This window comes from Kribbella ginsengisoli (assembly GCF_039537185.1).
GTDB classification, from domain to species: Bacteria; Actinomycetota; Actinomycetes; order Propionibacteriales; family Kribbellaceae; genus Kribbella; species Kribbella koreensis.
In genome coordinates, this window is sequence record NZ_BAABAA010000016.1 from 85,097 (window position 1) to 101,109 (window position 16,013).

At 69.4% G+C, this 16,013-nt stretch carries 17 protein-coding genes; 8 read left to right on the forward strand and 9 right to left on the reverse strand.

Annotation, left to right across the window (positions count from 1 at the left end; genetic code table 11):
* Positions 1-220 precede the first annotated feature (220 nt).
* Together ABD768_RS37145 and ABD768_RS37150 are read left to right on the forward strand one after the other, a co-directional pair.
* On the forward strand, positions 221-901 hold the full coding sequence (locus ABD768_RS37145; RefSeq protein ID WP_344848916.1) for an SPFH domain-containing protein: 681 nt from the start codon (positions 221-223) through the stop codon (positions 899-901).
* Between the two features lie 46 nt (positions 902-947).
* The gene (locus ABD768_RS37150) at positions 948-1,952 is read left to right on the forward strand and encodes a lysylphosphatidylglycerol synthase transmembrane domain-containing protein (RefSeq protein WP_344848794.1); all 1,005 of its coding nucleotides are present in this window, start codon (positions 948-950) and stop codon (positions 1,950-1,952) included.
* Between the two features lie 7 nt (positions 1,953-1,959).
* On the opposite strand, the gene ABD768_RS37155 is transcribed toward ABD768_RS37150, so the two are convergent.
* Genes ABD768_RS37155 through sqr form a run of 6 tightly spaced genes read right to left on the reverse strand, consistent with a single transcriptional unit; the run spans position 1,960 to position 6,562 of the window.
* Positions 1,960-2,838, reverse strand: a complete 879-nt coding sequence (locus ABD768_RS37155; RefSeq protein ID WP_344848796.1) for a universal stress protein — start codon at positions 2,836-2,838, stop codon at positions 1,960-1,962.
* Between the two features lie 31 nt (positions 2,839-2,869).
* Positions 2,870-3,541 carry a CBS domain-containing protein gene (locus tag ABD768_RS37160; RefSeq protein WP_344848798.1) on the reverse strand — a complete coding sequence of 224 codons (672 nt, stop codon included), beginning with the start codon at positions 3,539-3,541 and terminating at the stop codon, positions 2,870-2,872.
* A 19-nt stretch (positions 3,542-3,560) separates the two neighbouring features.
* The gene (locus tag ABD768_RS37165) at positions 3,561-4,454 is read right to left on the reverse strand and encodes a class I fructose-bisphosphate aldolase (protein WP_344848800.1); all 894 of its coding nucleotides are present in this window, start codon (positions 4,452-4,454) and stop codon (positions 3,561-3,563) included.
* A 25-nt stretch (positions 4,455-4,479) separates the two neighbouring features.
* Positions 4,480-4,989: a DsrE/DsrF/DrsH-like family protein gene (locus tag ABD768_RS37170; RefSeq protein WP_344848802.1), complete on the reverse strand. Its 510-nt coding sequence runs from the start codon at positions 4,987-4,989 to the stop codon at positions 4,480-4,482.
* A gap of 11 nt (positions 4,990-5,000) precedes the next feature.
* A complete protein-coding gene (locus ABD768_RS37175) occupies positions 5,001-5,315 on the reverse strand; it encodes a TusE/DsrC/DsvC family sulfur relay protein (RefSeq protein WP_343965042.1) in 315 nt (104 codons plus the stop codon).
* Positions 5,316-5,317: 2 nt separating this feature from the next.
* Positions 5,318-6,562 (reverse strand): type III sulfide quinone reductase, selenoprotein subtype, encoded by a 1,245-nt coding sequence (gene sqr, locus ABD768_RS37180; RefSeq protein ID WP_344848804.1) that lies wholly within the window; start codon positions 6,560-6,562, stop codon positions 5,318-5,320.
* Positions 6,563-6,726: 164 nt separating this feature from the next.
* Between sqr and ppk2 the strand changes: the two genes are divergently transcribed.
* The gene (gene ppk2 / locus ABD768_RS37185; RefSeq protein WP_344848806.1) at positions 6,727-7,548 is read left to right on the forward strand and encodes a polyphosphate kinase 2; all 822 of its coding nucleotides are present in this window, start codon (positions 6,727-6,729) and stop codon (positions 7,546-7,548) included.
* A gap of 4 nt (positions 7,549-7,552) precedes the next feature.
* On the opposite strand, the gene ppsA is transcribed toward ppk2, so the two are convergent.
* The 3 genes from ppsA to ABD768_RS37200 form a co-directional block, all read right to left on the reverse strand.
* Entirely contained in the window at positions 7,553-9,958 is a 2,406-nt protein-coding gene (gene ppsA, locus ABD768_RS37190) for a phosphoenolpyruvate synthase (RefSeq protein ID WP_344848808.1), read from the reverse strand.
* A gap of 29 nt (positions 9,959-9,987) precedes the next feature.
* The gene (gene gap, locus ABD768_RS37195) at positions 9,988-10,995 is read right to left on the reverse strand and encodes a type I glyceraldehyde-3-phosphate dehydrogenase (protein WP_343965050.1); all 1,008 of its coding nucleotides are present in this window, start codon (positions 10,993-10,995) and stop codon (positions 9,988-9,990) included.
* A 93-nt stretch (positions 10,996-11,088) separates the two neighbouring features.
* Positions 11,089-11,700 (reverse strand): Rv1733c family protein, encoded by a 612-nt coding sequence (locus ABD768_RS37200; RefSeq protein ID WP_343965052.1) that lies wholly within the window; start codon positions 11,698-11,700, stop codon positions 11,089-11,091.
* 199 nt (positions 11,701-11,899) lie between these two features.
* Between ABD768_RS37200 and ABD768_RS37205 the strand changes: the two genes are divergently transcribed.
* From ABD768_RS37205 to ABD768_RS37225, 5 genes are read left to right on the forward strand one after another with little or no spacing between them, the layout of a single operon-like run.
* The gene (locus tag ABD768_RS37205) at positions 11,900-12,403 is read left to right on the forward strand and encodes a GyrI-like domain-containing protein (protein WP_343965054.1); all 504 of its coding nucleotides are present in this window, start codon (positions 11,900-11,902) and stop codon (positions 12,401-12,403) included.
* Positions 12,400-13,155, forward strand: a complete 756-nt coding sequence (locus ABD768_RS37210) for a sigma 54 modulation/S30EA ribosomal C-terminal domain-containing protein (protein WP_343965056.1) — start codon at positions 12,400-12,402, stop codon at positions 13,153-13,155. Before ABD768_RS37205 ends, ABD768_RS37210 begins: the two co-directional genes overlap by 4 nt.
* A gap of 15 nt (positions 13,156-13,170) precedes the next feature.
* Positions 13,171-14,619, forward strand: coding sequence for a DUF4389 domain-containing protein (locus ABD768_RS37215; protein ID WP_344848811.1), 1,449 nt, complete (start codon positions 13,171-13,173; stop codon positions 14,617-14,619).
* A complete protein-coding gene (locus tag ABD768_RS37220) occupies positions 14,616-15,479 on the forward strand; it encodes a hypothetical protein (RefSeq protein WP_344848813.1) in 864 nt (287 codons plus the stop codon). The genes ABD768_RS37215 and ABD768_RS37220 overlap by 4 nt, the downstream gene beginning before the upstream one ends.
* Positions 15,479-16,000 (forward strand): flavodoxin domain-containing protein, encoded by a 522-nt coding sequence (locus ABD768_RS37225; protein ID WP_343965062.1) that lies wholly within the window; start codon positions 15,479-15,481, stop codon positions 15,998-16,000. Before ABD768_RS37220 ends, ABD768_RS37225 begins: the two co-directional genes overlap by 1 nt.
* The last annotated feature ends 13 nt before the right edge of the window (positions 16,001-16,013 follow it).

Consider the following 16,013-nt stretch of genomic DNA (forward strand, 5'->3'; position numbering starts at 1 on the left):
GACCGGGTCGCCGCGAGAGGCTCGAAGTGTCCGGAACCGACGGAAGGAGCCGTCATGACAGTCTTGTGGATCGTTCTCGCCGTGATCGTGCTGCTACTGGTGGCATGCGTCCGCGTGGTCACCCAGTACGAGCGTGGAGTGCTGTTCCGGCTGGGGCGGATGAAAGCGGTCCGCGAGCCCGGACTGGCTGATCATCCCCCTGGTCGACGTCTTGCGGAAGGTGTCGCTGCGGATCGTCACCCGGCCGATCCAGTCGCAGGGCATCATCACCAAGGACAACGTCAGCGTGGACATCTCCGCGGTGGCGTACTACCAGATCGTCGACGCGGCCAAGTCGGTGCTGGCGATCGAGAACGTGGCGGCCGCGATCGACCAGATCGCCCAGACCACGCTGCGCGGCGTGGTCGGCCGGCACACCCTGGACGAGACGCTGTCGGAGACCGAGGTGATCAACGCGAACATCCGCGAGATCCTCGACCAGACGACCACCGAGTGGGGCGTGCTGGTCACCCTGGTCCAGCTCAAGGACATCCAGCTGCCCGACACGATGAAGCGCGCGATGGCGCGCCAGGCCGAGGCGGAGCGGGAGAAGCGGGCCAAGATCATCGCCGCCGAGGGCGAGGCGATGGCCGCCGCGTCGCTCGGCCAGGCCTCCGACACGATGATGGCCCACCCGCTCGCGCTGCAGCTGCGCAACCTGCAGACGCTGGTGGAGATCGGCGTCGACAAGAACTCGACCGTCGTCTTCCCGGCGCCGCTGATGAGCACGATCGGTGAGCTCGGCACCTTCCTGACCCGCGAGTCCGCTGCCGCCGCCGAACACCCACCGGTTCCGCCGGTGCCGGCGACGGACGGCCGCGAGGCCGCCGCCAATGGCCAGCCCGTTGCCGCCAGCAACTGACACCTCTCCGCCGGCGCCCCGAAGCCCGGGACGCCGGCGGTCGGCGGTGTTGGGGTGGCTGCGCAGTGCGGTCGGGCTGCTGGTGCTGATCGCTGTGGTGGACTACCTAGTGCTGCCCAGGATGGCCGGCACCGAGCAGTCGTTGCGACTGCTGCGGGACGTCAGGCCGTGGTGGGTGGCCATCGGTATCGCGCTGGAGGCGCTCAGCCTGATCAGCTACTCGATGATCACCCGCAGCGTGATCAGAGACGATCCGCCCCGCTTCAACTGGCTGCTCCGCAGCGATCTGACCGGCTACGGACTCGGCCGGGTGATTCCGGGTGGAGGCGCGACCGCGACCGCCCTGCGCTACCGGCTGCTGGTCTCCGGCGGCGCCAGGCCGGCCGACGTCACGGCCGCGATCGCCGCCCAGGGAATCGGCTGCACGGTCGCGCTCGCGGCGATCTTCTGGGTCACACTCGTTCCGGCGGTGTTCCTGTACGGTCCGACGGCGGCGTACCTGACCGGCTGGCTGATCGGCGCGCTGCTCGCGATCTGCGGCCTGGTGGCGATCCACGAGCGGTCACGTCTGGCAGCGTCAGCCGCACGGACACTGCAGTTCGTACTGCGCCGCTTCCCGCGCCGCTGGCGGCCGCCCATCCAGGCCGTGGCCACCCAGCTGCACGAGTTGCTGCGGGCACGCGAAGTACGGCGTTCCTTCGCCATCTGGGCAGTCATGAACTGGCTGCTGGACGCGGCCGCCCTGTGGGTCTTCCTCACCGCCTTCGGGTTCGTCATGAGCCCGGTCGCTCTCCTGCTGGCCTACTGCATCGCCAGTCTGCTGGCCGTTCTGCCGATCACTCCTGGCGGGTTGGGTGTGATCGAGGGGGTCCTGATCCCGACACTGATCGGGTTCGGCGTACCGGGCAGCATCGCAGTACTGGGTGTGGTCTCGTGGCGGCTGTTCCAGTTCTGGATGCCGGTACCGGTGGCGGGCTTGTGCTACTTGTCGCTGCGTACTCCGGGCTGGCGCGAAAGAGTCGCCGCCACGCCCAAGCGTGGCGGCGACTGATCGGCGGTCAGTGCTGATCGCCTGGTTCGTGCACGACGGCGACGGGGCACGGGGCGTGGTGCAGCACGCCACGGGCGGTCGAGCCGAGCAGCGCGGCCGCCAGCCGGTTGTGCTTGCGGCCACCGAGCACCAGCAGCTCTGCCTTCGTTTCCTCGACGGCGGCGATCAGGCCGGCCACCGGGTGGCCCCGGCGGGTCTCGGTCTCGATCGTCAGCTCCGGGTGCTTGATCCGCCACTCGTCGGCGATGGCCTGGAGCCGCTGGTCCTTCTCCTCGATCCAGCCGTCGTACTGATCGGTGATCGAGGCCGCGTCCCAGGTGTACATCACGGGAAGGTCCCAGATCCGGACCAGGCGCAGCGGCGCCTTGCGCTCCGCAGCTGCCTTGGCGGCGAACTCCAGAGCCGTGTCGATCGCTTCCTCCTCGTCGACGCCGACCACGACCGGCGCACCGGCGTACTGCGGCTGCCAGCGGTCCGGAACGATCACCACCGGCCCCTCGGCCAAGTGGCTGATCGCCTCGGCCGTGGAGCCGATCAGCAACCGGCTGATGGTGCCCGCGCCGCGCCGGCCGACGACCAGCATCTCCGCGCTACGGGCGGCCTTCACCAGGGCGGCCGCGGGCCGTCCTGTGATGGACCCGGCGCTGTGCCCGGCGGTCTCGTCATGGCCGGCCAGGTAGTCATCGACGTCCGCGACCAGTCGCTTGGTCGCCGTGTCGGCGCCGGGAGTGGCGAAGAACGGGCCGTTCGGCTGCTTCTCCTCCACCACATGGACCGCCTGGACCGGCAGGCCGCGCAGGTGCGCCTCCCGCAGGGCCCAGTCCATCGCCCCGCTCTGCTGCCACGACGCGTCCACACCGACGCAGATGGGTGCTCGGGTTGTCATCTCGTTCACTCCTTCGATCGGCCGGCCCTGATCAGTAGAACGGGCCGGGTACTCGGGCTGTGTCGTCGAAGGCGTAGCTGAGCCGGTTGACCACCCCGACCACGCCGTCGACCTCGCGGATCGCCTGCTCGGCGACCGGGATCATGCTGCGGTGCGGGAGCTGGCCGGTCAGCGTGACGACGCCGTCCACGACCTTGATCTCCACACCGAACGGGTCGTCCCACAACGAGTGCTCGATCGCCTCGCGCCGGACCCGCGCCAGCAGCACCCGGTCGCTGTCCAGGAACGCCCGCAGCAGGTCGGACCGGGTCACGATGCCCGCCATCCACTCGCCGTCCAGGACGACGAGCCGGGTGATCTCGCGGGCCGCCATCAGGCGGGCCGCCTCGGACAGCGTCGACCCGACCTCGATCGTCACCATCGGACTGGTCATCAGGTCGCGGGCGGTGACCGCGCGGGCCTTACGCCGGGCCAGCCGCTGGCCCGGCGCCAGACCGCGGTGCCGGCTCTCCGGGTGTTCCTGCTTGTGCAGCAGGTCGGTCTCGGAGACGATCCCGACCAGTCCGACCCCTTCCTGGGTGACCGGGAAGGCGCTCACCTTGTGCTCGACGAACAGCTCGGCCACGGCCTTGAACGGCGCGTCGGCCGGTACCGTGATCACGTCCCGGGTCATCACGTCGTCGACCGTCAGCGGATGCCTCATCACCACTACCTCCGTTCCACTACTCGCTCGGGTGGGCCGCGAGGATCTCCTTCAGGGAGTCCACGAAGCGCAACGACTCGTCGTACGGGCGCTGCCAGACGTTGCGGCCGAAGATCAGCCCGAGGCCACCGGCCTCCATCGCCTGCCGGGCCTTGAGCAACATCGCCTCGTCGCCGGCCTTCTCGCCGCCGGAGACCAGCACCAGCGTGCGGTTCGCCGACCGGACCACCGCGTCGATGGCCTGCTGGGAGCTGAACTCCGCCTGGTAGGCCGGCTTCACGGCGGTGGTCTTCTCGGGGTGCGGGAAGTTCACCTTCACCACGTCCGCGCCGAGCTCACTGGCCACCCGGGCCGCGTAGTCGACGGCGTAGAAGGAGTCGTTGCCACCCTTCGCCGCGATCGCCGCGCCGCGCGGGTACGCCCAGACGATCAACGGCATCCCGAACCGGTGCGCGTCCTCGCGGACCTTCCGGTACTGCGCGAAGTCGGCTTCCTGCGCCGGCGACCCGACGTACAGGGTGTAGCCGACGGCGTCGGCGCCCAGCCGGACCGCGTCCTCCACGCTCGCGTGCACGGGCGACAGGGCCTCGGCGTCCGACGGGATGTCGGTCTTGCCGTTCAGCTTGAGGATCAGCGGGATCTGGCCGGCGTAGTCCCAGTAGAACTTCTCCGCCAGGCCGATCTGGATCGCGATCCCGTTGAAGCCGCCGGCCACCGCCAGCTTGACGATGTAGGCCGGGTCCGAGGCCTGCGGGTTGGCGAAGAAGTCGCGCGGGCCGTGTTCCAGGCCCTGGTCGTACGGCAGGAAGAACGCCGTGCCGTTGCCCAGTCCGTGGTCGAACAGGATCCGGTGCAGGCGGGCCTTCTTACCGCTGTTCAGTCCTAGCTCACGCAACGGTGGCCGGGTCTGCATGATGAACACCTCCAGGAGTAACGGGTCAGATGAAGAGCAGCTGGGCGCCTGCGGTCTTCTCGATGAAGTCGGCGGCGCTGATGATCGCCTCGACGTCGTCAGACAGGTCCGACTCGTCGAGCCGCATCATGTCGGCGGACATCCGGCAGGCCCACAGATGACCGCCGGAGGCGACGATCTGCTCGAGGAACTCCGGTACACCGGGCACCCCGACCTCTTCGATCTGCTTCTTCATCTGGTGGGTGGCCATCGCCGTCATCCCCGGCAGCCCACCCAGGCCTTGCGGCAGATGGGTCGCGGTGTTGCCGAGCATGGTGAACTTCAGGTCGTGCATCCGCGACTTGGTGATGATGTCGAAACCCCAGAAGGTGAAGAACAGGTGCGTCTCCACGCCCTCGCCCAGGGCCGCGTTGGCCAGGATCAGGCCGGGGTAGGCCATGTCGAGATTGCCTTTGGAGCAGATGATCGCCAGCTTGCGGCCGGTGGTCGTGGCGTCGCCGAAGTCGGGGACGACGGCGGGTTCGGTGGTGGTCATGACAGGTCCTCTCACACGCAGCCGCGAGGCTTCGGCAGGCCGGCGACGTAGGCCATCTTCTTGGCCGGTTTGCCGGGGAACAGGGCGAACAGCCGCTTGATCGGGATCCCGGCCAGGACCGAGACCCGGCGCAGCGTCGCGGTCTCGCCGTGGGCCGGGTAGTCGGCCCGCAGGAAGCTGATCGCCTTCCAGTGCTCGTCGGTCAGCTCGATCCCGATCCCGGCCGCGAGGCGCTCGGCCAGTTCTTCGTTCCATTCGCCGTACTCGGTCAGGAATCCCTCGGCGTCGACATGGACCTCGGCCGGCCCGACGGTGACGACAGGCATGATCAGTTCTCCTTGTCCGGTTGGTGTTTGCCACGCATCGACATCCGGGTGGGGACCGGCAGCCGGCGGCCGGGCAGCAGCAGGTGCCAGTAGATCCAGCGGAAGGCGAGCTTGCCCCAGTGGTTGCGGGAGGTCTCCCGCAGCAGGCTGAGCGGACCGAAGACCTGCAGCGGATACGTGCCGGGCAACGGTTCGGTGTCGTAGTTGAAGTCGATCAGCAGGCCCAAGCCGTCGCCGGAGTCGAAGAAGCAGTTGGCGTGCCCGTCGAAGCTGCCGGTCATCGGCCGGCCCTCGGCGTACTCGCAGAAGTTGGCCGCGAACACCTCGGCCGAGAAGTGCGCTACCGACCCCGCCTTCGAGATGGGCAGGTCGTTCGCGTCGCCGAGCACGAAGATGTCCGGGTGGGCGGTGGACTGGAAGGTGTGCCGGTCCACCGGGATGTAGTTCAGCTCGTCGCCGAGACCGGACCGGGCGACGTAGTCCGCGCCCTTGTTCAGCGGTACCGTCACCAGCAGGTCGAAGGGGATCTCGCGCTCGTCGTAGGAGATCAGCACCTTGTTGTCCGGGTCGATCCGCTCGACCAGGAAGTCCGCCTCGACGGCGATCTTGCGCTCGTCGAGCATGCCGCCCAGCCGGGCCGAGGCGATCGGCTTGGTGAACGCGCCGGGCAACGGCGTCACGTAGACCAGCTCCACCCGGTCCCGCATCCCGTGCGCCCGGAACCAGGCCTCGGCCAGGAACGCGAACTCCAGCGGGGCGACCGGGCACTTGATCGGCTGGTCGACGATGTGTACGACGAACCGGCCGCCGGTGAACCGCGGCAGCGCCTCGGCCAGCGCGGCCGAGCCCTCCGGGGTGTAGAAGTCGAAGATGCTCTCGCGCCACTGGGATCCGAGCATGCCGGGGGTCTCGTCCGGCCGCGGACTGGTGCCGGTGGCAACGATCAGGTAGTCGTAGGCGAGCACCCGGCCGTCGGCCAGCCGGACCGTCTTCGCGTCGGCGTCGACGCGATCGATCTCACCGGTCAGAAAACAGATCCCGCGCCGCAGGTACCGCCGGCGTGACCTGGTCAGTTGCCCGGTCCGGTACTTGCCGAACGGCAGGAACAGCAGACCTGGTTGATAGATGTGGTCGTCGTCGCGATCCACCACGGTGATCTGCCACTCGCGCAGCGGCAGCTCCCGGCGCAGCTTGTTCGCGGTCATCGTGCCGGCGGTGCCGGCTCCCAGGACGAGCAGACGCTTCATCGACAGGTCCTTTCTCCTCACTTCGAAGCTATGACCGTTGGCCGGCCGGGGTCAGGGCCGTTCGGCCCGACTCGGCCGGGCGGAAGGCCTCCGGTGGTTGGCCGGGTGTGCCGGCGTCTCGTACCGTCGGCTCTGACAGCGATCACCGAACGGGAGGCCTGCCGATGGCGCACGGGAAGGGCAAGAAGCCGCAGCGGATGCCCAAGCAGGTCTACGAGCAGGAACTGCTGCGGCTGCAGGCCGAACTGGTCAAGCTGCAGGAGTGGGTCCGCGTCGAGGGCGCCCGGGTGGTGGTGATCTTCGAAGGACGCGACGCGGCCGGCAAGGGCAGCACGATCAAGCGGGTCACGGAGTACCTCAATCCCCGCGTCGCCCGGATCACCGCGCTACCGGCTCCGACCGAGCGGCAGCGTACGGAGTGGTACTTCCAGCGCTACATCGAGCACCTGCCCGCCGCCGGCGAGCTCGTCCTGTTCGACCGCAGCTGGTACAACCGGGCCGGCGTCGAACGGGTGATGGGCTTTTGCACCAGCAAGGAGTACACCCGCTTCCTGCACCAGTGCCCGATCTTCGAGCGGCTCCTGGTCGAGGACGGCATCCTGCTGCGCAAGTACTGGTTCTCGGTCAGTGACAACGAGCAGGAGAACCGCTTCCGCAGCCGGCTCGAGGACCCGATGCGCCGATGGAAGCTGTCCCCGATGGACCTGGAGTCGATCTCCCGCTGGGAGGACTACTCCCGCGCCAAGGACGAGATGTTCGTCCACACCGACATCCCCGAAGCCCCGTGGTACGTGGTCGAGAGCGAGGACAAGCGGTCGGCGCGGATCAACATGATCGCCCACCTGCTCTCGACCATCCCGTACTACGAGGTGCAACGCCCCCCACTGGAGCTACCCCCGCGGCCTCCGTCCAAAGGCTACGAACGGACGCCGCGGGAGATGCAGACCCAGGTCCCGGACCACGCCGCGACCCTGGCCGGCCACTGACCCGTCAGATGGCCGCCGCTGTGAGGGTGTCGCGGGGCAGCCCGCCGTCCTGGTCGGCCTCGGCGTCGGCGACGTTGCCCTTCACCGCGAAGAAGCTGTCCGGCGTGACCGAGATCGAGTCGATCCCGGTCTGCACCAGGAAGCCGGCGAAGCCGGGGTCGTCGCTGGGCCGCTGACCGCACAGCCCGACCTTGCGGCCGGCCCGGTGCGCGGTGTCGACCAGATGCTGGATGCTGCGCGAGACCGCCGGGTTGCGCTCGTCGAACAGCGGCGCGAGCGTCTCGGAGTCCCGGTCGACCCCCAGGGTCAGCTGGGTCAGATCGTTGCTGCCGATCGAGAACCCGTCGAACTGCTCGGCGAACTCGTCGGCCAGGATGATGTTCGAGGGGATCTCGGCCATCACGTAGACCTCGAGCCCGTTCAGCCCGCGCTCCAGGCCTTCCTCCCGCATCACGGTGAGCACCCGGTGGGCCTCGGCCGTGGTCCGGCAGAACGGGATCATCACCACGACGTTGGTCAGGCCCATCGTGTCGCGCACCTTGCGCAGCGCCCGGCACTCCAGCGCGAAGCCGTCGCGGTAGCCCTCGCTGTAGTACCGGCTCGCGCCCCGCCAGCCGATCATCGGGTTCTCCTCGACCGGTTCGAACCGGCGGCCGCCGACCAGGCGCGCGTACTCGTTGGTCTTGAAGTCGCTCATCCGGACGATCACCGGGGCCGGCCAGCGCGAGGCCGCGATCCGGGCGACGCCGTGCGCGAGGGTGTCGATGAAGAAGTCCTCGCGGTTGGCGTAGCCCTGCGTGTACTGCGAGACCTCGGCCTGCTCGTCGGCGTCCAGCTCGTCGAACCGCACCAGCGCCATCGGGTGGACCTTGACGTGGTTGCTGACCACGAACTCGATCCGGGTCAGCCCGACGCCGTCGGCGGGCAGCCGCCACCAGCGGAAGGCCGCGGCCGGGTCGGCGAGGTTGAGCAGCACCTTCGTCCGGGTCTGCGGCACGTCGGCCAGGTCGAGCTCCTTCACCTCGTAGTCGAGCTTGCCGTCGTACACCCGGCCGTGCTCGCCCTCGGCACACGACACCGTCACCTGGCGCCTGTCGGTCAGCACCGACGTCGCGTTGCCGGTGCCGACGATCGCCGGCAGGCCGAGCTCACGGCTGACGATCGCCGCGTGCGAGGTCCGGCCACCGTGGTCGGTGACGATCGCCGCCGCGCGCTTCATGATCGGCTCCCAGTCCGGGTCGGTGATCTTGGTGACCAGCACCGCGCCGTCCACGAACTTGCCGATCTCGGCCGCGGACTCCAGCCGGCACACCACGCCGTCGGCGATCGCGTCACCGACGGAGAGGCCGTGCACCAGTTCGGTACCGGGCTCGAGCAGCCGGTACGACCGCAGGGTCGCCGCCTCCCGGCGGGCCTGGACCGTCTCCGGCCGCGCCTGCACCAGGTACAGGTCGCCGGTCTCGCCGTCCTTGGCCCACTCCAGGTCCATCGGCCGGCCGTAGTGGCGTTCGACGATCGCCGCCCACCGCGCGAGCTGCAGGATGTCGTCGTCGGCCAGCACGAACGCGGTCTGCTCGTCCTGAGTCGTGGCGACGGTCCGTACGCCGCTGTGGGTGTTGACGTTGTCGGAGTAGACCGTCTTCATCTCCTTGGCGCCGCGCGTCTTGGAGATGATCGGACGAAGCTCGGCACGGTCCAGGAACGGCTTGAAGACCACGTACTCGTCGGGGTCGACCTGCCCGCTCACCACCGACTCCCCCAGCCCCCATGCGGCGCTGATCAGAGTCACCGCCGGGAACCCGGTCTCGGTGTCGAGCGTGAACATGACGCCGGCCGAGCCGATGTCGGAGCGGACCATCCGCTGGACGCCGACCGACAACGCCACCGACAGGTGGTCGTAGCCGCGCTCCTCGCGGTAGCTGATCGCCCGGTCGGTGAACAGCGACGCGTAGCAGCGCTTGCAGGCCGACAGCAGCGACTCGATCCCGTTGACGTTCAGGAACGTCTCCTGCTGGCCGGCGAAGCTCGCCTCCGGCAGGTCCTCGGCAGTGGCGCTGCTGCGGACGGCGACGGTGCCGCCGAGCTTCTCGTAGGCGATCGCGATCTCGTCGACCAGGTGCGGGGGCAGCTCGGCGTCGAAGAACGCGGTCCGGATCGCGGCGCCCACGGAGACCAGGTCGGCTCCGTGCCGCAGCCGCCGGATCTGCGCCGCGATGAACGGGCGCAGCCGGGCCGCCTCGACGAACTCCCAGTACGAGGCAGAGGTCAGCGCGAAGCCGTCCGGAACCCTGATGCCCTCGGCACCTAGTTCGCGCAGCATCACGCTCAGGGACGCGTTCTTGCCGCCGACGGCGGCCAGGTCGGTCCCGGTCGGGTCGGTCAGCCAGGCGATTCTCGCTTTGTCGCTCATCACAACATTCCTTCCTCGGTCGGCCGCGGTCACAGCGACCGGGCGACCAGCTCGGTCAGGTCGAGCAGGCGGCTGGTGTAACCCCATTCGTTGTCGTACCAGCCGAAGACCTTGACGATGGCGCCGTTGGCCTGGGTCAGCGGCGCGTCGAAGATGCAGGAGGAGGGGTCGCCGATGATGTCGTGCGACACGATCGGGTCCTCGTTGTAGCGCAGCAGATCCTTCAGCGGGCCCGCGGCCGCGTCGGCGAAGGCCTGGTTGACCTGCTCGACCGTCACCGGCGCGGAAAGCTCCACCACCAGGTCGGTGAGCGATCCGTCCTCGACCGGCACCCGGACGGCCACGCCGTCGATCTTGCCGGCCAGTTCGGGGATCACCTGGCCGACCGCCTTGGCCGCGCCGGTGCTGGTCGGGATCATGTTGACGGCCCCCGACCGGCCGCGCCGCAGGTCCTTGTGCGGCGAGTCCAGGATCACCTGGTCGTTGGTGTAGCTGTGGATCGTGGTCATCAGGCCGTGCTTGATCCCGAACGCCTGGTGCAGCACCGAGACCATCGGCGCGACGCAGTTCGTCGTGCAGGAGGCGTTCGAGATGATGTCGTGGGCGGCGGGGTCGTAGGTCTGGTCGTTCACACCCAGCACGATCGTCGCGTCGACGCCCTTGCCCGGCGAGGACAGCAGCACCTTGCGGGCGCCACCGGCCAGGTGGACGGCCGCGGCCTCCCGGGTGCGGAACCGGCCGGTCGACTCGATCACGATGTCGACGCCGGCGGCGCGCCAGTCCAGCGCGGCCGGGTCGCGCTCGGCGGTGACCTTGATGGTCTGGTCGCCGATCGTGATCGTGTCGTCGGTGTGACCCACGCGCTCGCGCAGCGGGCCGTACGTCGAGTCGTACTGCAGCAGGTTCGCCAGTGTCGCGGTACCGGTGATGTCGTTGATCGCCACCACCTCGATCGCGTCGGTGCCACGCTCCAGCGCACCGCGCAGGAAGTCGCGCCCGATCCGGCCGAACCCGTTGATCCCTACCTTGACCGTCATCTCTGTTGTCTCCTCGGTTGGCTGTCGTTCGTTCTCATTCGAGAACGGCCCCGACCGGCTGGTCAGGGCCGAAGGTCCTCGGGTGGGCGGGCTTCAGGACTGCGACTTCTTCCAGCGCGGCGCGATCTCGGCCCACTCGCGCTCCCAGGCGCGGGCCCGCCGCCGGTCGAGCGGCAACCGCAGCAGGCGGAACGCCACCCAGAGCAGTGGCCAGCCGACCATCACCATCACCAGGCCCGCACCCGCCCCGAGCGCCTGGCTGTCGGCCGGCTGCCGCGGAGCCGGCACGACGGCGCCGGTCCGGTCCAGCCAGACGGTCACCGTGCTACCGGCCTTGGAGCCGATCACGACGTTCGCCCAGGCCTCGTGCGGGAAGCCGTACTCGTCGTCCCAGCCGACTCGTACCCGGGTGGCGAGTTGGCCAGGTGCCGCCGGGACGGCGACTGCGGTGTCCTCCAGCGTGTGGGCCTGGACGGAGGTCAGCTCGGCGCGACGCTGGGCGGCCGTCTGTTCGAAGCTGTGGGCGATCGAGGTGCCCACGGCCGCCGCGACCGGAACCAGCAGCAGGCCGGCGAACATCACGGCGAGGAGCAGGAAGGACTCCGCCCGGTCGCTGGCCCGTCGCAGGCGATTGTGGCCGAGGCCGAAGCGCCGCAGGAACATCACGGCCCGCAGCTCGGTCGGGTGGTGCTGGGTGGTGCTCATCTCTCGGCCTCCTCGGTCGGCGACGGATCTGGATCTCCTGCCGAACGACAGTGCCGGTACGCGACCACGGCGAGTCAGAGCCCAAGGTCCTGATTTCCCGGGACCGATCCATCGGTCCGCCGCGTTGAGGACCTTCGGCCCTGCTCGCGGTGCGTCGTCGGGCGTGTGCTGGAGGCACCAGCGCAAGCAGGGAGGAATCATGGACACCGAACGGCCGCCCGCCGGCACCACACCGGCCGATCCGTACCTGCGCGAGGCAGTCGAGCAGCCGACCGCCGTGCGTCGCGCGACCCTCGCACTGCCCGAGCTCCGGGCGTGGTTCGCCAAGACCTACGGCGAGGTCGGCAGCTACCTGACCCTGCACGGGATCACCCCGAGGGGCTATCCCTTCGCGCGCTACCAGCACCGCCCGGACGGCCGCTTCGACGTCGAGGCCGGCTACGTCGTCACCGCCCCGATCGCCGGCGACACCGTCACCGTGCCGTCTTCGCTGCCCGGCGGCCTGCACGCGGTCGTGTGGCACATCGGCCCGTACCAGAAGATCGGCGCCACCTACGCCCAGCTGACCACCTGGATCGAGTCCCAGAGCGGCCGCGCCGACGGTGCGCCGTGGGAGTTCTACCACGACCCGCCCGGCAACGAGCGGACCCTGTGGCGCACCGAGATCGTGCAGCCGTACGTCATCGTCGGGGATCCGCGATGACGATCACCTCGCTGCGGCCGGCCGGTATCGCCGTCGAGACCCACGGGATCCTGCCCACCGACACGGTGGACCAGGTCCGTGCGCTGTTGATGCCGGTGATCGGCAAGTGGGCCGGCCACAGCAGGATACGGATCACCCGGCTGACCCACGTCGACGCCGCCAGGCCCCTGGTGGCGCAGCTCGACGTGGGCCATCCGCACGGCCGCCTTCGCGCCCAGGTGGCCGCGAAGACCTTGCGATCGGCCGTGCTGACGCTGGCCGCCCGGACCACCGCCCAGCTTCGTCAGGTCCCCGGTGCGCGGGTGGTTCCCACCTCGCTCGCGACCTGGTTCCCTGAGCTCCTTCCGCCGGCGGACCGGCGGCTCAGCCGGAACAAGATCTGCGATCTGCGGCCCACGACGGTGGACGCCGCGATCGCCACGCTCGAGCGGATGGACTACCGGTTCCATCTGTTCCGTGAGATCTCGACGGCTCAGGACAGTCTCGTCTGCCGCACCGGTCCGGGCTCGTTCCGGCTCCTGCAACTCGAGCCGCGCGACCTCGCTTGGAACGGCAGCAGGCCTTTGGTCAAGGACCGGACACCGACGCTGTGGCTCACCGTCGGGGAGGCGCTGGCCCGGCTCGACCTCACCGGGCGGCCCTACGAGTTCTTCGCCGACAAGGCGACCGGCCGCGGCCGGATCGTCTACGCCCGCTACGACGGGCACTACGCAATGCTCAGCGCCGCCGTACCCCTCTGGCAGCCGAACTGAGACAGGAGTGAACCGATGAAGACCGATCGCTATCCGGTCCGGCTCGAGGGTGACCTCGACCCGTCCGTCAGCCGGGGACTCTGGCTGATCAAGTGGCTGCTCGCCATTCCGCACTACATCGTGCTGGCTGTGTTGTGGCTGGTGTTCGGCGTCCTGTCCGTGGTCGCCTTCTTCGCCATCCTGTTCACCGGCCGGTATCCGCGATCGATCTTCACCTTCACCACCGGCGTACTTCGGTGGAGCTGGCGGGTGTCCTTCTACGCCTACAGCGCGCTCGGCACCGACCGCTATCCGCCGTTCACCCTGAACGACGTCCCCGACTACCCGGCCCGGCTGTACGTCGACGAGCCGCCACAGCTGTCGCGGGGACTCGTCCTCGTGAAGTGGCTGCTCGCGGTACCTCACCTGCTGATCGTGGCGATCCTGCTCGGTGGTGGACCGTACCTGAGCTATCGGTTCGCCGACTCCGTCCTCTCGGTGGAGGGTGGCGGTCTGATCGGCCTGCTGACCCTGATCGCCGGCGTCGCGCTGCTGTTCACCGGCCGGTACCCGCGGGAGCTGTTCGACTTCATCATCGGCCTGAACCGCTGGGTCTACCGGGTCGCCGGCTACTTCTTCTTGATGACGGACGAGTACCCACCCTTCCGCCTCGACTTCGGCACGGACTCCAGCCGCACCGGGGGCTCCCCCGATTCCGGTCGGCGCCCTGCCGACTCCGTCCCCTTCGCGGCTTCGGCCGGCGCGCCCCAGCACCCGCCGTCCACCCACCAGTGGACGGCGGGGCGGGTGATCAGCGCCGTAGCCGGCTCGCTGCTCATCCTGTTCGGCCTCGGCGCGTTGCCGGCCGGTGGTACGGCGCTCTGGTTCGACCACGGCGGCCGGGACGCGGCGGGCTACGTCAGTACGGGCACGCAGCACTTCTCCACCTCCGGCTACGCGATCGCCAGCGAAACCGGGGCGATCCGCATGGACGGCCCGTCGTGGATGATGGAGCGGTTCCTCGGTGACGTCCGGATCACCGCCGACAGCCGGACCAGCACTCCGGTGTTCATCGGCATCGCGTCCGAGCGGGACGCCTCGGCCTACCTGGCCACCATCGAACACTCCGTCGTCGACCGGATGTACGGTCACGAGACCGGCATGGCGTACCACCGGCAGGGCTGGGGCTCGGCGCCTCCGCAACCCCCTGCGGCAGAAGGCTTCTGGGTCGCCAAGAGCTACGGTCCGGGACAGCAGGTGCTCAACTGGCGGCCGGGTACCGGCGACTGGACCGTCGTCGTACTGAACGCGGACGCCAGCCGATCGGTACAGGCCGACGTGACCATCGGCGCGACGATCCCGTGGCTCGACGACGTCGCGTACACACTGATCGCGATCGGGCTGGTCTTCCTGGCCGGTGGCGGTCTGCTGATCCATCTCGCCGTCCGCCGCACGTCGGCGCCGGTTCGGGGAGCGACGTCATGACCACGCCACGCCCTGAGGATCCGCGCACCTCCCGACGGTTGTCCGTCATCGCCGTCATCGCGGCGGCGACCGCGCTGGCCCTCGCCGTCGCCGTCCTCGTCGCGACCACCCTCAAGGACAGCCGCCCGGCCGGCACTCCGTTGCCAACAGCAACAGTTACCGCGACGAGGCCGCCGGTCACCACGGTGCCGCCGCCGCCGACCATCACCCCGTCGCCCGTGCCGACGCCCACACCGAGCCGCCGGGTCTTCCGGTACCAAGCGGTGTGGCCGTTCGGTTCGGAGCAGGACGCGGCCGTCTGGCAGCAGGCGTACCGCAAGTCCGGCAGTCAACCCTGGCATCTCGACGCTGCACAGACCGCCCTGTCCTTCACCATGGGCTTCCTCAGCTTCGACGAGGTGAACACCGTCGTGTCCCGGACGGTCCGCGGTGACGACGCGACGGTCGCCGTCGGCTACCGCACCGGCACCACGACGCCGTCGGTCGCCGCCGTCCTGCACCTGCGCAGGATCGGCCAGGGCGAAGACGCTCCCTGGGAGGTCGTCGGCAGCCGCGACACCAGCCTCACTCTCGACCGGCCCGGCTACGGCAGCTTCGCCGGCTCGCCGCTGCGGGTCGGCGGACGGATCACCGGCGTCGACGAGGCGATCCGCATCGAGGTCCGGCAGCACTCGTCGAACACGGTCCTCGGCGCGTACTGCTGCGTGCCGGCCGGCGGCGAGCACACACCCTGGTCCGCTTCGGTGTTCTTCCGTGGCGCCACCGACGACGTACTCGTGATCGTCGCCTCGACCGGCGGCCACTACCAGGCGGTCGAGAAGTTCGCGATCACCGCAGTCCGCCCCCGAGGAGGAGTCTGATGTCCAGGAAGGTCCTGGTGGCCTACGCCACCAAGATGGGAGCGACCGCCGGGATCGCCGAGGCGATCGGCATCGAGCTGCGCCGGCACGGCCACGAGGTCGACGTCCGGAACGTGACGACGGTCGGCTCGATCGCGGAGTACGACGCGGTCATCGTCGGCAGCGCGCTCTATCTGCGCCGATGGCGCCGCGAGGCGGTCAGATTCCTGCGCAGGCACACGCGCGAACTCCGGGACCGGCAGGTCTGGCTCTTCCACAGCGGCCCGATCGGCGCCGACCGCCATCAGGAGCAGGAGATGCCCGCGAACGTCCAACGCATCGCACGGCGGATCGGCGCCAAGCGCGCGACGACGTTCGCCGGCGCCCTGCTGCCCGACACAGCCAAAGGACTCGTCGCCCACTGGCTCGCCAGCGGGCGGCTGGCCAGCGACTCGCGCGAATGGCGGCGGATCGCGGCCTGGGCCGACGACGTCGCGGCGGCGCTCTCGTCGGCAGAACACACCAGCTGGCATCGACAGTAGACAGGAGACCGCA

Excerpts from the sequence above, each read along its gene's own strand:
- ABD768_RS37155 (WP_344848796.1), bottom strand. The coding sequence starts at position 2,838 with ATGACAACCCGAGCACCCATCTGCGTCGGTGTGGACGCGTCGTGGCAG.
- ABD768_RS37160 (WP_344848798.1), bottom strand. The coding sequence starts at position 3,541 with ATGAGGCATCCGCTGACGGTCGACGACGTGATGACCCGGGACGTGATC.
- ABD768_RS37165 (WP_344848800.1), bottom strand. The coding sequence starts at position 4,454 with ATGCAGACCCGGCCACCGTTGCGTGAGCTAGGACTGAACAGCGGTAAG.
- ABD768_RS37170 (WP_344848802.1), bottom strand. The coding sequence starts at position 4,989 with ATGACCACCACCGAACCCGCCGTCGTCCCCGACTTCGGCGACGCCACG.
- ABD768_RS37175 (WP_343965042.1), bottom strand. The coding sequence starts at position 5,315 with ATGCCTGTCGTCACCGTCGGGCCGGCCGAGGTCCATGTCGACGCCGAG.
- sqr (WP_344848804.1), bottom strand. The coding sequence starts at position 6,562 with ATGAAGCGTCTGCTCGTCCTGGGAGCCGGCACCGCCGGCACGATGACC.
- ppk2 (WP_344848806.1), top strand. The coding sequence starts at position 6,727 with ATGGCGCACGGGAAGGGCAAGAAGCCGCAGCGGATGCCCAAGCAGGTC.
- ppsA (WP_344848808.1), bottom strand. The coding sequence starts at position 9,958 with ATGAGCGACAAAGCGAGAATCGCCTGGCTGACCGACCCGACCGGGACC.
- gap (WP_343965050.1), bottom strand. The coding sequence starts at position 10,995 with ATGACGGTCAAGGTAGGGATCAACGGGTTCGGCCGGATCGGGCGCGAC.
- ABD768_RS37200 (WP_343965052.1), bottom strand. The coding sequence starts at position 11,700 with ATGAGCACCACCCAGCACCACCCGACCGAGCTGCGGGCCGTGATGTTC.
- ABD768_RS37205 (WP_343965054.1), top strand. The coding sequence starts at position 11,900 with ATGGACACCGAACGGCCGCCCGCCGGCACCACACCGGCCGATCCGTAC.
- ABD768_RS37210 (WP_343965056.1), top strand. The coding sequence starts at position 12,400 with ATGACGATCACCTCGCTGCGGCCGGCCGGTATCGCCGTCGAGACCCAC.
- ABD768_RS37215 (WP_344848811.1), top strand. The coding sequence starts at position 13,171 with ATGAAGACCGATCGCTATCCGGTCCGGCTCGAGGGTGACCTCGACCCG.
- ABD768_RS37220 (WP_344848813.1), top strand. The coding sequence starts at position 14,616 with ATGACCACGCCACGCCCTGAGGATCCGCGCACCTCCCGACGGTTGTCC.
- ABD768_RS37225 (WP_343965062.1), top strand. The coding sequence starts at position 15,479 with ATGTCCAGGAAGGTCCTGGTGGCCTACGCCACCAAGATGGGAGCGACC.